Raw genomic sequence first — 13,606 nt, 5'->3', positions numbered from 1 at the left:
AGAATGTTACCAGGTCTTGCAATCTACTCCCTTTATACTCAAAAAATGGTTAACTTTATGAAGGTATGGGGTGTGGCTAGCGAGGATGTTGGCAGCAGGGGCTGATTTTTGCTCCTCGATAAACACATCCCATACCTTTTATTCTTAGATGGTTTTTCAATCAAAAGGGAGTCGCATGACATAATCACATGCTCTGCTCGTGACTCACGATTAATTTGACTTAGAAATGGGCAAATACGCACCGCAGGTAAGCGACGAGGTGACCCTTACCATCCCGGTCGAAGCCGTCAAGGAATAAGCTTCGCATCATTCGACCGCTGTAAATAGGAGGTCGTTAACATGAGGAAACTGACATGAGCATACGCACGCTTCAACAAATCATTCCAGCCATTGCGACTTCGGACGGCGGCGGCGTTAAACTGCGTCGCAGCCTTGGACAAACGCAAGCACTGCGGGTCGATCCTTTTTTGATGCTGGATGAATTTTCTTCCGAACATGCCGACGACTACATCGCCGGTTTTCCGGATCATCCGCATCGCGGCTTCGAGACCGTTACCTATATGCTGGAGGGGCACATGCTGCACCAGGATCATCTCGGCAATCGGGGCGATTTAAAAAGCGGCGGCGCGCAGTGGATGACCGCCGGCCGCGGAATTATTCATTCTGAAATGCCCCAACAAGAAAGCGGCCGCATGCGAGGCTTTCAGCTTTGGGTCAACTTGCCTGCAAGGGAGAAAATGAAACCGGCCGGTTATCAGGATGTCCGGCCTGAAGAAATTCCGTTGCAAAAATTGCCGGGCGGCGGGCAAGTCAAAATTATTGCGGGGATTGCCGACATCGCCGGCAATCCCATCGCCGGGCCGATTCAGGGGATAAGCACCGAGGTCTTGTTTTTGGATGTCAGGCTACCTGCGAGCGAAAATTTTAACCTCGCGATAACTAAAGATCGCAATGCCTTTGTTTATCCCTATGAGGGCACATTGGCGATAGGACCCAAGGCAAATAGACGTATCCTGGCATCGCACAGTGCCGGGGTTCTTTCCGATGGCGACTGGATTGAAATCTTGGCTGAAGAGCAAGCAGCGGCATTCTTGCTGTTGGTCGGCCGGCCGTTAGGAGAGCCGATCGCTCAGTACGGGCCTTTCGTGATGAACACACGAGAAGAAATCGAGCAGGCCATGGCCGACTATAGGAATGGGCAACTGGTATGAGCCTAAAAAGAGCAGGAAAGCTTCAAACTACCGTTCGCCCTGAGCCCCTTCGGCTGCGCTCAGGAGTGCCCTGTCGAAGGGTGAACGGTAGTTTGAAGCTTCACCAATCCGGTGTAAGTGTTGTAGACCCTTCATGCTTCGACTTGGCTCAGCACGAACGGTCTACAATACTTATCAACTGCTCTTTTTAGGATGAGCGGTTGCCGTTGCCGTCCAACGTATCGTCCAACACCATATAACCGTTTGATGGGAGTCGGTCTGCGCGATGAAAAAACGAACCCAATTCCACGGCCGGCTTGATTGTAAACCCGAGTCATGAAACGATTGCGCATGAATTCGGCAACCGAAGTTAAAATCCACTTTCTATATCATATTCGTCTATGAAAACAGCCACGGCGGCGATGACCGCCAATAGCTCCACCCCCATCATTTCCGTGCGTGGCGTCAACAAGACCTATGCCGGCGGTTTCCAGGCGCTCAATAAAATCGACCTGGACATCAAACGCGGCGAGATATTCGCCTTGCTCGGACCCAACGGTGCGGGCAAGACGACGTTGATTAGCCTCATCTGCGGCATCGTCAAGGCCACTTCCGGAACCATCATCGCCGACGGACACGACATCATGCGAGACTACCGCGCGGCGAGGGCAACCATCGGTTTGGTGCCGCAGGAATTGCATACGGATGCGTTTGAATCGGTCTGGGCGACGGTCAAATTCAGCCGGGGCCTGTTCGGCAAGGCGCCCGATGCAGCCCACTTGGAAAAGGTCCTGCGCGACCTGTCCTTGTGGGATAAACGGAACGCAAAAATCATGACGCTCTCGGGCGGTATGAAGCGCCGGGTTCTGATTGCCAAGGCGCTCGCGCATGAGCCAACGATATTGTTTCTCGACGAGCCGAGCGCCGGCGTGGATGTGGAGTTACGGCACGACATGTGGCGCATGGTGCGGGCGCTTCGTGCTCAGGGTACCACGATCATTCTAACCACTCATTACATCGAGGAAGCCGAAGACATGGCAGACCGCATCGGCGTCATCAGCAAGGGTGAACTGATCGTCGTAGAAGACAAAACGGTGCTCATGCGCAAGCTCGGCAAAAAACAGCTCACGCTGACTTTGCGGCGGCCGATGACCAGCATCCCGGACGGACTGAGCGCTTGGCCGTTAGTGCTCTCCGACGATGGACACGCCCTGGTTTATAGTTTCGACGCCCAGGAAGAGGAAACCGGGATTGCCGATCTGTTGCGCACGCTCGGCGAGCTCGACATAGAATTCAAAGATTTACGCTCCAGGGAGAGTTCACTGGAGGACATTTTCGTCAGCCTAGTACATCGGCCCAAGGGGAAGCAGGAATGAATATTTACGGCATTCGCGCCATTTACCATTTTGAAATGGCGCGTACCTTTCGTACGCTGTCGGAAAGCATCGTAGCGCCGGTGCTGACTACCTCGCTGTATTTCGTCGTATTCGGCAAAGCCATCGGTTCGCGTATGGGCGACATCGACAATGTCAGTTACGGCGCCTTCATCATCCCAGGGCTGGTAATGCTGAATTTACTGAACGAAAGCATTTCCAATGCCTCTTTCGGCATCTACATGCCCAAGTGGGCGGGGACTATTTACGAGCTATTATCGGCACCGGTTTCGTGGTTCGAAGTGCTGATCGGTTATGTGGGAGCGGCCGCGACCAAATCGGTGATGTTGGGCCTGCTCATTCTGGGCACGGCACGCATTTTCGTACCCTACGAGATCGCCCATCCTGTGTGGATGGTTGCCTTTCTGTTGCTGACTGCGGTGACTTTCAGTCTATTCGGCTTCATTATCGGCCTGTGGGCCGATAGCTTTCAGAAACTTCAAGTGGTCCCGATGTTGATCGTTACGCCGCTGACCTTTCTAGGCGGCGCGTTCTATTCCATCGATATGTTGCCGCCACTGTGGCAGAAGATCACGCTATTCAATCCGGTAGTGTATTTGATAAGCGGTTTTCGATGGAGCTTTTACGGCATAGCTGACGTGGATGTCGCCGTCAGCATCGGCATGACGTTTGGTTTTCTCATGACCTGCCTGACTTTCGTGTGGTGGGTGTTCAAGACGGGTTACAAGATTAGGCATTGAGACGGTGCTTGCTTGGCGGAGTGTCCGTAACTTGGCCGCCGTCGCGGAATGCGCGAATTAAATCGGCCATGACAGATGCCGGAATAGAAAAACGCTTGGATCAATTGAATTCAAGTGGAGTGATATACCGTTTGTCAGCCTTCCCTTCACCTCCAAGCCACTAGTTACAAGCCCAAATCGCTCAAACCGGCGTGATCGTCCGGCCGACGGCCCAACGGCCAGTGGAACAAGCGTTGTTTTTGTTTTATCGGCAGGTCGTTGATTCTGGCAAAGCGCCGCTGCATGAAACCTTGCGGGTTGAACTCCCAATTCTCGTTACCGTAGCTGCGGAACCATTGTCCGGAATCGTCATGCCACTCGTAAGCAAAGCGCACCGCGATGCGGTTGTCGGTAAAGGCCCATAGCTCCTTGATCAAGCGGTAATCCAGTTCCTTGGCCCATTTGCGCTGCAAAAACTGCCGCACTTGTTCGCGGCCTTGCGGAAACTCAGCCCGGTTACGCCAGACCGTGTCTTCGGTATAGACCAGAGCGACGCGATCCGGGTCGCGCAAATTCCAGGCGTCTTCGGCCATGCGCACTTTTTGCGCCGCGGTATCGGCGGTAAAGGGCGGTACGGGGGCTTTGATTTCTTGGGTCATGGTATGTCTCCGTTATGATAGATGTTCCGATCCATTAACCTAGAAAAAGCATTTCACCATGAAGAATAGGAACTTGTTAGTTGAATCCGCGGAAGATAATTCAATAACTTATTACGCGTTTGAATAGAGCTTCCGCTCACCCAAAAGGTTAGCGATAAGATTTAGGTAATTTCTTGAAATCCTTCATGAACTTCATGTGCTTCATGGTTGAACTGTCGAATTTAGGATTAAGTTCCTTCCTGCCACGAGGCCTGATAATGCAGCTGTTCCGCGCTTAATGTGTCGATAGTGAGCCCCATCGCCGCCAGTTTCATTTGTGCGACCTGATTATCGATTTCGGTTGGCACCGGATGTACGGCATTTTCGAGATCGGCGCCATGCCGCCACAAATAGGCCATGCTCAAGGCCTGATTGGCGAAGCTCATATCCATTACGGCGGCCGGATGGCCTTCTGCGGCGGCGAGGTTGACCAAGCGTCCTTCGGCCAGCAAGCGGACCTGACGGCCGTCTGCCAGCGTATAGGTTTCGACATGGAGGCGCGGACTGTGTTTGTCGATTGCCAGTGATTCGAGCGCCGGTATGTTGATCTCGACATTAAAGTGGCCGGAATTGGCGATCACGCAGCCGTCTTTGATGACCTCAAAATGCGCTATATCCAGTACATGCTTGTCGCCGGTGGCGGTGACAATGAAATCCGAGCAGGCGGCCGCCTCAAGCATCGGCATGACCCGAAAACCGTCCATTGCCGCTTCCAGCGCCCGGAGCGGGTCGACCTCGGTGACGATGACCTGTGCGCCATGGCCCTTTGCGCGCATCGCGATGCCGCGTCCGCACCATCCGTAGCCCGCCACCGTGAAGGTCTTGCCGGCCAGCAGAATATTGGTAGCGCGAATGATGCCGTCGAGCGTGCTTTGACCGGTGCCGTAACGGTTGTCGAACAAGTGTTTGGTCATCGCATCGTTGACCGCGATCACCGGAAATTTGAGGGCTTTATCCGCCGCCATCGCCCGCAGCCGTATCACGCCGGTCGTGGTTTCTTCGCTGCCGCCGATTATATCGTCCAGTAACTCTCGGCGATTTTTATGCAGTTCGCTGACCAAGTCGGCGCCATCGTCCATCGTGAGTTGAGGTCGGTGATCCAGCGCCTTTTCGATGTGGCGGTAATAGGTGTCGTTGTCTTCGCCTCGTTTCGCAAAGGTGGGAATCCGATGATGTTTCACCAGAGAAGCCGCGACATCGTCTTGCGTACTGAGCGGATTGCTAGCGCATAAAACAAGCTCGGCGCCGCCGGCTTTCAGTGTGCGGGCCAGGTTTGCGGTTTCGGTGGTGATATGCAGACAACCGCTAATGCGTGCCCCGGCCAATGGCCGATCTTGCTGAAAACGTTCCTGTATCGCGCGCAGCACCGGCATTTCCGAAAAAGCCCATTCGATGCGTTCACTGCCTTGATCCACCAGAGAAAGGTCGTTGATGTCGTGGTCGATATCGAGCATAGGTGTTTCAACCGAGTGAATGGTAAGTATTCAATTCCCCTCTTTGAAAAAGAGGGGTTAGAGGCTAAGGTATCCCCACAAAACGCTCGTTCCCACGCAGAGCATCACTGCCATTAAGTTAAGGGGAACCCGTCATTCCGCCATGGACTGGCGGAATCCAGTGCCATGGATGGCAAGCTTTTGAGGCACATTAGAGCCTGAATGCAAGTATTACTTATCTCTGTGACGGCTTAACTTAATGGCAGTGGCGCAGAGCGTAGGAATGATGATAAAAAATAAATATATCTATCAACCAATTTTCAGCCAAAAAATTGTTTTATTTGGCTATTTCGTGGGGATACCTCAGGGTTAGAGGAGATTTTTTATATAAATCCCCCTCAATCCCCCTTTTTCAAGGGGGAGGGCAATCATTAAGCTGCCGTGTATCGAGCCAGGTCAGCGAATGTCCTCGGCGGTCAATTCGCCAAGCGGCTTGCCTCTGTATTCGCCGGTCAGCGTTTTCAGGAACGCGACCATCTTGCCGATTTCATCGCCGCTGAAGTTTTTGCCGAGCTGAACCTGTCCCATGATGCGGACTGCGTCGGCGAGCGTTTCGGCCGAACCGTCGTGGAAGTAAGGGAAGGTCAGTTCGATGTTGCGCAGCACCGGCACTTTGAAGAAATGACGGTCTTTTTCCTCCTGAGTGACATTGAAACGACCGTTGTCGACTTCGGTCAACTCGCCGCCGCGTTGTTTGAAGTAATCGCGCGCGACTCCCATTTTTTCATACGACAAGCCGCCGAGTGCAGGGCCGGAGTGGCAAGATGCGCAATGCGTCTTGAACAGTTCGTATCCGGCTTTTTCCTCGTTGGTCAGCGCGCTCGTATTGCCGCGTAGATACTGATCGAAGCGGGAATTCGGTGTAACCAGCGATTCCTCGAAAACGGCAATCGCATGTGTGACGGTTGTTTTGGTCAAGCCTTGATTCGGATACAGTTTTGCGAATGCTTGTTGATAGGCTTCGTCTTGCTTGAGTTTTTCGACGACCTCATCCCAGACCGCGCCCATTTCGATCGGGTTCGCCACCGGTCCTGCCGCTTGTTCTTGAAGGTCTTTTGCACGTCCGTCCCAGAATTGCGCGAGGTTATACATCGCGACATAAACGGTCGGCGAATTAATCGGACCCAACTGGCCGCGAATGCCGGTCGCGACTTTGGCTTGATCGGTGCCGCCGCGCGTCAGGTCATGGCAAGACGCGCAGTTCAGCGTATCATCTCCGGACAGCCGGCGGTCGTGAAATAGCTTATCGCCGAGTGCGACCGTTTCGGGATCGAGATCGACCGAAAGCGGCAGCGGTTGCACCGGTTCGCCCTTGAACTGATTGGCGGCGTCCCTGCTCCATGGATGTTTCGCGCGCTCTTCTGCGATCCAGGTAAGTAGCGTCGTTTTTTCGTCATGGTTCAACTTGCCGTTCCAATGCATCAGAAGGTATAGCGCCGGCGGCATGCTGTTATTGCGGATAACGCCTTCTAATCGGGCCAGCATTAATGGTGTGAAGCTTTCCTTGCCGCTGTAGGCTTCTTTCGTCAGCAACAACCGTTCGCTGGCCTCTTCGATGTCGTGCTCCATCAGTTGTTTTGCGATCGGTAGGCCAGAATAGATCGGCATTCGGGTCATGCCGGGCGAATGGCAATCGACGCATTTGTTTTGCAAAACCCGCGAAGCCTTCGCAAAAGCTTCCGATTTACCGGCAATCACTTCGATCGGCTCGTTTTCGCCGGACAAGCCAATCAAGTTCGAAATCGGCAGAAATAGGATGACTGCCACCAGAAGGATAATGAACCATTGGGCTTTTTTCATTGTTCGACTCCACGGGTTTTGCACAGTTATGTAAAAAGAGGATTTATTCCTGCAAGCGATAGATATAAATATTCGGTCAGCGCGAGAATACGATCCTGTTCACCGATGCTTGTGTTCGTGATGTTCGATCGGTTCCGTTATTAATGTGCCTTTTAAAAAGGCTTCAATGGCTAGATCGGGACCGGTCTCCTTAGTGACGAGGACTTTGATGTCTTTTTCCGCTAATCGACGCGCGAGACCGTCACCGATGCCGCCACAGATCAGAACGTTTACATCATCCAGCGGAGTAGGCTCGAATCGGGATGTTTCATGAAAAGACTGCTCCTTGCTCAGTTCTAAAAGCTCCTTCCCGGTAATGCTGTCGTGTTCGATGTGGTATATCCAGAATTTTCTACACCGGCCGGTGTGGCCGGTCACTTCTTTGCGATTTTGACTGGCGACGGCAATTTTCATGGCCATTCCCAAATCAATAGGATGGCGGTAGCAACGGTTCGATACCTTCGAATTTCGCGCTCGGATGATGTTTGACGATCAATTGGCTGATGGTATCGATGCGCTCTGTCGGGATATCGATCATGACCAAGAACGCGCCGTTTTCGATTGCTTCGGAGTATTCCTTGACGCGCGAATTACCAACTTCGAGGCCGGCCAGACCGCTCATGATTGTGCCAATTGTCGCACCGTAGAGCAAGACACCCAGAACCGGTCCTCCGGCAATAGCAAATCCTGCAAATCGTAAACCAACGAGTCCTGCGAGTAGTCCTGTTGCCCCACCTAACGCAGCACCACGTTCCATTGCGGGGACAAAGTCGGTTTTTTGAAATTCCGAAGCTTCGGGTAAGTCATTAAGCGGCGTGTCGCGTTTGGCCAGTATGTGTATGTGTCTATCTTCGATCCCTTCCAAACGAAGTTCGTCAACGATTTTATGTGTGGTTCCAATGTCCGGGGACAAAAAGTAAATTCTTCTCATGAGCTTTCCTGTATGTATTCGATAATTAAAAATTATAGCCTACATTTTTGTCGACGTGACATCGGCTAATTGAATTATATCTATCTTAGATCAAAATTCGGCGCCGGGGCATCGTCCTGTCAAGCGAGTCACAGAACCCTAGATGAAATCAAAACTCCAGGAAGTTATTTTCGCGAAATCCTTAAAATAATTGATGAGTCAGTGCAACTTTATCAATTAAACCGTACCCGATGTGAATCAAAGTTTGGTTTAGAGTACAGTGGAATTTAATGGAATGCGTTAAGATTTACCCATGTCATCATAAAACGAACTTTCCCAACAAAAACTCGATGAATGATAAATGGCGCATCTTCAAGTAGAGTTTACCGAAGATTTGTTGCTCGAAAGGGAGGCCATCCGCAAGGACTTTAAACAAAATCGCAAAGTAGGTTTTGAAGCGCTTCGGCTGAATGGTGTTTTCATTAACAATGGCTGATTGCGTCAATGGCCCATTCGCAAATAACTTTGTTACGCCCGGTTTCTTTGGCTTTATATAGGGCCTGATCGGCGCGTAAGATAAAGCTTTCAATTGTATCGTTTTGTTTTCGAGTCGCGATACCGATCGATAACGTAATGGTGCCGATCGATTCGTTGCTATTTTTGCGTTTTAGTCTGCTATTTTGTAATGATGTTCTGATTTTTTCGGCAATATCCTGCGCTGCGGATAATGAAGTGTTGGGCATGATGATGGCCAATTCCTCACCCCCGTAACGAGCAACATAATGATGTTTTTCGCTATACTTTTTCAGTAGCGATGCGGTGAATTTCAACACATTGTCGCCGATCAAATGTCCGAATTTATCATTGACCTGCTTAAAGTGGTCCAGATCCAATAGTGTGAGGCAAATGTCTTTGTCGCTCGATTCCTCGAGGAGGTTGGTTAGCGTCTCATCAAATGTTCCGCGATTCAATAGACCGGTAAGTGCATCGACAGTCGCCGCTTCCTTGACTTTTGAAAGTTCCTTGCGCAGCTGCTCCATTTCTTGATTAGCGGCTTCCAGTTGTGACTTAAAATGATCGCTGGTGTCAATCAAGCCCTTTGTTTCGCCGGCAATTTCGGTCAGCACGGTTTTCAATTCTTCCAAATTCGTTATGCTTTCCAGGCGTATCGATTTTTCCTCAAAACTATCGCTGGCTTCGGATGCTTTTTGCTGGGTTTCATTAACCGATTTTTCGGTATGATTAATGATCCTTTGTATATCGTGATTGATTTTGTCGAACGACACCAGCGCCGCGTGACAGATATGTTTTTTATATAAAGCTAGGCCGGTCTCCATGTCGAAAGGATTATTTTCGCCAATGAGTTGGTCGACGGCGGCCTTGAGGTTGTCATTGTAACTCGCTGTATATTCGTAAAATACGGCATAATTGATTGGGGTTGGGGTGATTTTATTTCGCATCATGAGTTTAACGATGCGATGCATGAATTGAATGTTTTCTTCGGTGGAGTAGTCGTAATCGGTTCTAAACGGCATGAGTGTGAATGTCCATGTAGTCAAGTTATCATGAATAGACAAAGGCCACGATCATCCTTGGGTCGGAAAAGTCTCTTCTAGTCAGTTGTTTTGGGTCTTGTATCGAATTGTAAAAATCGGTTGGTTGTGGGCGGAATCGGAGCGCTATGAGTTCAATCACTATAAAGGATTCTATACAAATGAGCTTAGTTTATTCATTTGATTTTACAAGCAACTTAGGATTTCGTGATAAATAACGTCCTGGAACTATGCGCTTTGTTGAGGGTTCGGTCACTCGCTTGGCAGAGCGCCGTGAATATGTCCGTGTAGGCTTGACGGCGGCGACTGATTGCCAAGGATGGCATGAATGCAGATTTTGATTACGCCATGGATGGCGTGAATGCAGATTTTGCAGGAGCAAAAATCTGCCCTGCCGCCGACACCTGCCAATCGAGCTACCGAACCCTCCGTAAAATGGGGAAGTTATTTACGACCAAATCCTTAGATGGCTGGATTGATAAAATATTACAGTCGATGATAAGTGATAGCTGGAAAAGTAAAAAAAATAACCAATGAATCAAAAATTTTCGTATACCTTTATAATTCATTTCCAATGATGATTATTATCTTTCAAACCTTTAAAAAATGATGTCAAACACCGGATCTTACCGGGTATTAATGGTGGAAGACGATCCCGGCGATGCTAATTTGGTGCGTCAGGCTTTGCGTGCGTCTCGGGACGTCCATTTCGAAATTATTTGGTCAACAACCTTGACCGAAGCTAAACGCCAGTTGCAGGATGGTTTGCTCGATGTAGTTTTGCTCGATTTGACCTTGCCGGACTCGAGTGGGCTCAGTACTGTGGATGCGGTTCGTCAAGCCGCAGAGACTTTACCGTTGATTGTCTTGACCGGTAATGACGATAGTCAATTCGCATTGCGGACATTGGATTGCGGAGCCCAGGACTATTTAGTCAAAGGTCGTTTCGAAACAGACGGATTGGTGCGTGCGATTCGTTATGCGGTTAGCCGAGGACGCCTTGAGCAACGTTTGGCCGAAACCGGCATGCATTTGCGTACGTTAATCAATGCGATGCCGGATATCGTTTGCTTTAAGGATGGCGAAGGGCGTTGGCTCGAAGCAAACGATTTCGATTTGAAATTATTTGGTTTGGAGCATGTTGATTATCGAGGTAAAAAAGATTCCGAGCTAGCGGCTTACCAAGACTTTTATAAAGAGGCTTTTTTGGCCTGTGAAGCCAGCGACGAAAAAGCTTGGCAATCCGGAGTAATTTCCCGGGTTGAAGAAGAAATTCCCCGCCCCGACGGATCTTCACGAACGTTTGAGATCGTTAAAATTCCGTTGTTTCATGAAGATGGTCGCCGTAAAGGGTTGGTTGTGGTTGGGCGCGATATTAATGAGCGTAAACAAGCCGAGGCGCGCCATAGACTTTCCACTCGTGTCTTTGAGACGGCCGGCGAAGCGATCATGGTGACTGATGCCGATGCGAACATTATCACCGTTAATCCGGCCTTTACGCGCATTACCGGATATACCGAAGCTGAAGTGCAAGGAAAAAACCCTCGCCTGTTAAATTCAGGGCGATATAGTAAATTGTTTTGGGCTGAAATGTGGCGATCGTTGCAGAATAAAGGGGAATGGGCCGGCGAAATCTGGAATCGACGCAAGAACGGAGAGCTGTTTCTGGAATGGGAAACGATCAGCGCGGTTAGGGATGAGCGAGGGAACGTGACGCAATATATCGCCGTATTTGCCGATCTAAGCGAAATCAGGCGTGCACAAGAGGCGGCCGAAAAATTGGCGTGGCGCGATCCGCTGACCGGTCTTGGCAACCGTGCTCTGTTCTTGAAGGAATTGGAGCAAACCTTGATTAGTACTGATCGGAACGGTCGATGTGCCGGCGTGCTCATATTAAATCTTGACCGTTTTAAGGATATTAATGAAGCTCGCGGACTGGCGATCGGCGATGAATTGCTTAAAACCGTTGCTAACCGCTTGTTTGATGCATTGAGTGATGATGATTTATTGACAAGATTGGATTCCGACGAATTTGCCGTTTTGCTGACACGCCAATCGCCTACGCAAGAAGCGTTCGGACGAGACGCGTTAGCGCTGGCGGAAAAACTGCGAGCTGAATTGCGCCGCGGTTTCGAGGTCGACAAAGAGCTATTGCATCTCGATGCTGCGGTTGGAATCGCACTGTGTTCCGAAGGAATCGGTGAAACAGCAATCGATATATTACGCCAGGCCGATATGGCCATGCATTGCGCTAAAACCGAAGGCGGAGGACGTGTTGTGTTCTTCGAAACTACGATGGGTGATGCGGTCAAGGAGCGTTTCAAGCTCGAAGGCGAACTGCGTACGGCGATCGCCGAAGGACAACTCAAGCTTTATTTGCAGCCACAGGTCGATAGCGACGGTGTCCAGGTTGGAGCGGAGTCCCTGGTGCGTTGGCAACATCCCGAACGAGGCTTGATCATGCCCGGAGTATTTATTCCGCTGGCCGAAGCGACCGATTTGATAGTAGCGCTCGATCGCTGGATGCTCGGTTCGGTTTGCAGGATATTAGCCGAACTTGATGGCGAAGGCCGTTCGGTTCGGCTTTCGGTAAATATTAGTCCGAGGCATTTCGAACGTTCGGACTTCGTAGGGGAAATAAAGCGGCAATTGATGCTGAGCGGCGCCGATCCGACACATTTGGTTTTGGAAGTGACCGAAGGCTTAATGATCGGTAATCTCGAAGATGTGGTGGCTAAAATGACTACGTTGTCGACGATGGGCATTCATTTTTCGATGGATGATTTCGGTACCGGCTATTCGAGCTTGGCTTATTTAAAACGCTTGCCGATACATGAAATAAAAATTGATAAAAGTTTTATTCAAGATGCGCCAACCGATCCGAACGATGCCGCATTGGTCGAAACTATTTTAGCGGTTGCGCAACATTTGAGCTTGCAAGTAGTGGCTGAAGGGGTGGAAACTCGAGCTCAGAGCGATTTTTTGAAAGCTCGCAGCCGAGTGATTTATCAAGGGTACTTATACGGTAAACCCGAGCCGGCGGAAAGTTGGTTGCAACGCTTGAGAGATCAGTAAGAAGCGTTACTTCCTTATATACCTTTCGCATTTCAAATTTCGGCAGTGCCTTAGGAGGCGCCGGGGTGCTCGGCAAAGGCTTTGCCAGCATGGAGCTGGCATAGAGCCTACATGGACGTATTCACGGCGTCCTTTGACGGGCACCCCGGTGCCGAATTTTGATCTCCGATGGGTATATATACCCATCGCACATGAAATGTGGGCATTCTACTCCCCATAAGCGCCAACTTAGTGTCTATTCTATAGTGCATTTGAGGCTTTATTCGTCATATCGACAGGATTGCCGATATCCAGGTTACATGAGTGTGAAGCTAAGCATTGCCATCCCTGGCCCTGGATTCCGCCAATCCCTGGCGGAATGACGCGTTTTTCCTTAAGTTGGCGCTTATGATTCTACTCCCTCGCCCATAGTGGGAGAGGGCTGCTGGGGTTAGGGTTTTAAAAAACCGAAATTTGATGTGCGATAGGTATACTCAAAAAATGGTTAACTTTATGAAGGTATGGGGTGTGGCTAGCGAGGACCGCCGTGAACCCATCCATGAGGGCTTGACGGCAGCAATCGAACGCCATGGATGGCGTGAATGCAGATTTTGCAAGGAGCAAAAAATCTGCCCTGCTGCCGACACCCTCGCTAACCATACCCCATACCTTTTATTCTTAGGCGGGTTTTCGATCAAAAGGGAGTATGAATTGCGGGGGCTGATGTTTGTTGGACGCAGGATGGTCCGATGAAAA

12 protein-coding genes are annotated in these 13,606 nt (G+C 50.3%); 6 read left to right on the top strand and 6 right to left on the bottom strand.

What is annotated here, in order from left to right:
* Window positions 1-353 precede the first annotated feature (353 nt).
* The 3 genes from ACINK7_RS12755 to ACINK7_RS12745 all read left to right on the top strand — a co-directional run bounded on the left by ACINK7_RS12755 (window position 354) and on the right by ACINK7_RS12745 (window position 3,324).
* Window positions 354-1,211: a pirin family protein gene (locus tag ACINK7_RS12755; RefSeq protein WP_404355649.1), complete on the top strand. Its 858-nt coding sequence runs from the start codon at window positions 354-356 to the stop codon at window positions 1,209-1,211.
* A gap of 380 nt (window positions 1,212-1,591) precedes the next feature.
* On the top strand, window positions 1,592-2,566 hold the full coding sequence (locus tag ACINK7_RS12750; RefSeq protein WP_404355648.1) for an ABC transporter ATP-binding protein: 975 nt from the start codon (window positions 1,592-1,594) through the stop codon (window positions 2,564-2,566).
* Window positions 2,563-3,324, top strand: coding sequence for an ABC transporter permease (locus ACINK7_RS12745; RefSeq protein ID WP_404355647.1), 762 nt, complete (start codon window positions 2,563-2,565; stop codon window positions 3,322-3,324). The genes ACINK7_RS12750 and ACINK7_RS12745 overlap by 4 nt, the downstream gene beginning before the upstream one ends.
* Before the next feature lie 164 nt (window positions 3,325-3,488).
* Here ACINK7_RS12745 and ACINK7_RS12740 read toward each other — a convergent pair whose 3' ends face one another.
* From ACINK7_RS12740 to ACINK7_RS12720, 5 genes are all read right to left on the bottom strand, one after another.
* On the bottom strand, window positions 3,489-3,962 hold the full coding sequence (locus ACINK7_RS12740; RefSeq protein WP_404355646.1) for a DUF1348 family protein: 474 nt from the start codon (window positions 3,960-3,962) through the stop codon (window positions 3,489-3,491).
* 227 nt (window positions 3,963-4,189) lie between these two features.
* The gene (ahcY, locus tag ACINK7_RS12735) at window positions 4,190-5,455 is read right to left on the bottom strand and encodes an adenosylhomocysteinase (protein ID WP_404355644.1); all 1,266 of its coding nucleotides are present in this window, start codon (window positions 5,453-5,455) and stop codon (window positions 4,190-4,192) included.
* Window positions 5,456-5,890: 435 nt separating this feature from the next.
* Window positions 5,891-7,294 carry a cytochrome c peroxidase gene (locus ACINK7_RS12730; protein WP_404355643.1) on the bottom strand — a complete coding sequence of 468 codons (1,404 nt, stop codon included), beginning with the start codon at window positions 7,292-7,294 and terminating at the stop codon, window positions 5,891-5,893.
* 99 nt (window positions 7,295-7,393) lie between these two features.
* On the bottom strand, window positions 7,394-7,747 hold the full coding sequence (locus tag ACINK7_RS12725) for a NifB/NifX family molybdenum-iron cluster-binding protein (RefSeq protein WP_404355642.1): 354 nt from the start codon (window positions 7,745-7,747) through the stop codon (window positions 7,394-7,396).
* Between the two features lie 13 nt (window positions 7,748-7,760).
* Window positions 7,761-8,264, bottom strand: coding sequence for a DUF1269 domain-containing protein (locus tag ACINK7_RS12720; protein ID WP_404355640.1), 504 nt, complete (start codon window positions 8,262-8,264; stop codon window positions 7,761-7,763).
* A gap of 340 nt (window positions 8,265-8,604) precedes the next feature.
* Between ACINK7_RS12720 and ACINK7_RS12715 the strand changes: the two genes are divergently transcribed.
* Window positions 8,605-8,739, top strand: coding sequence for a hypothetical protein (locus tag ACINK7_RS12715; protein ID WP_404355638.1), 135 nt, complete (start codon window positions 8,605-8,607; stop codon window positions 8,737-8,739).
* Here the strand turns inward: ACINK7_RS12715 and ACINK7_RS12710 are convergent.
* A complete protein-coding gene (locus ACINK7_RS12710) occupies window positions 8,726-9,802 on the bottom strand; it encodes a diguanylate cyclase (RefSeq protein ID WP_404355636.1) in 1,077 nt (358 codons plus the stop codon). The genes ACINK7_RS12715 and ACINK7_RS12710 overlap by 14 nt on opposite strands.
* A gap of 318 nt (window positions 9,803-10,120) precedes the next feature.
* Between ACINK7_RS12710 and ACINK7_RS12705 the strand changes: the two genes are divergently transcribed.
* Both ACINK7_RS12705 and ACINK7_RS12700 read left to right on the top strand, forming a co-directional pair.
* Window positions 10,121-10,333: a hypothetical protein gene (locus tag ACINK7_RS12705; protein WP_404355634.1), complete on the top strand. Its 213-nt coding sequence runs from the start codon at window positions 10,121-10,123 to the stop codon at window positions 10,331-10,333.
* Window positions 10,334-10,402: 69 nt separating this feature from the next.
* On the top strand, window positions 10,403-12,871 hold the full coding sequence (locus tag ACINK7_RS12700) for an EAL domain-containing protein (RefSeq protein WP_404355632.1): 2,469 nt from the start codon (window positions 10,403-10,405) through the stop codon (window positions 12,869-12,871).
* Window positions 12,872-13,606 lie beyond the last annotated feature (735 nt).

This window comes from Methylotuvimicrobium sp. KM1, from assembly GCF_044788715.1.
In the GTDB taxonomy this organism is placed as follows: Bacteria; Pseudomonadota; Gammaproteobacteria; order Methylococcales; family Methylomonadaceae; genus Methylotuvimicrobium.
The sequence above is the reverse complement of the archived record's forward strand: the minus strand, read 5'-3'. Positions and strand labels throughout refer to the sequence as shown.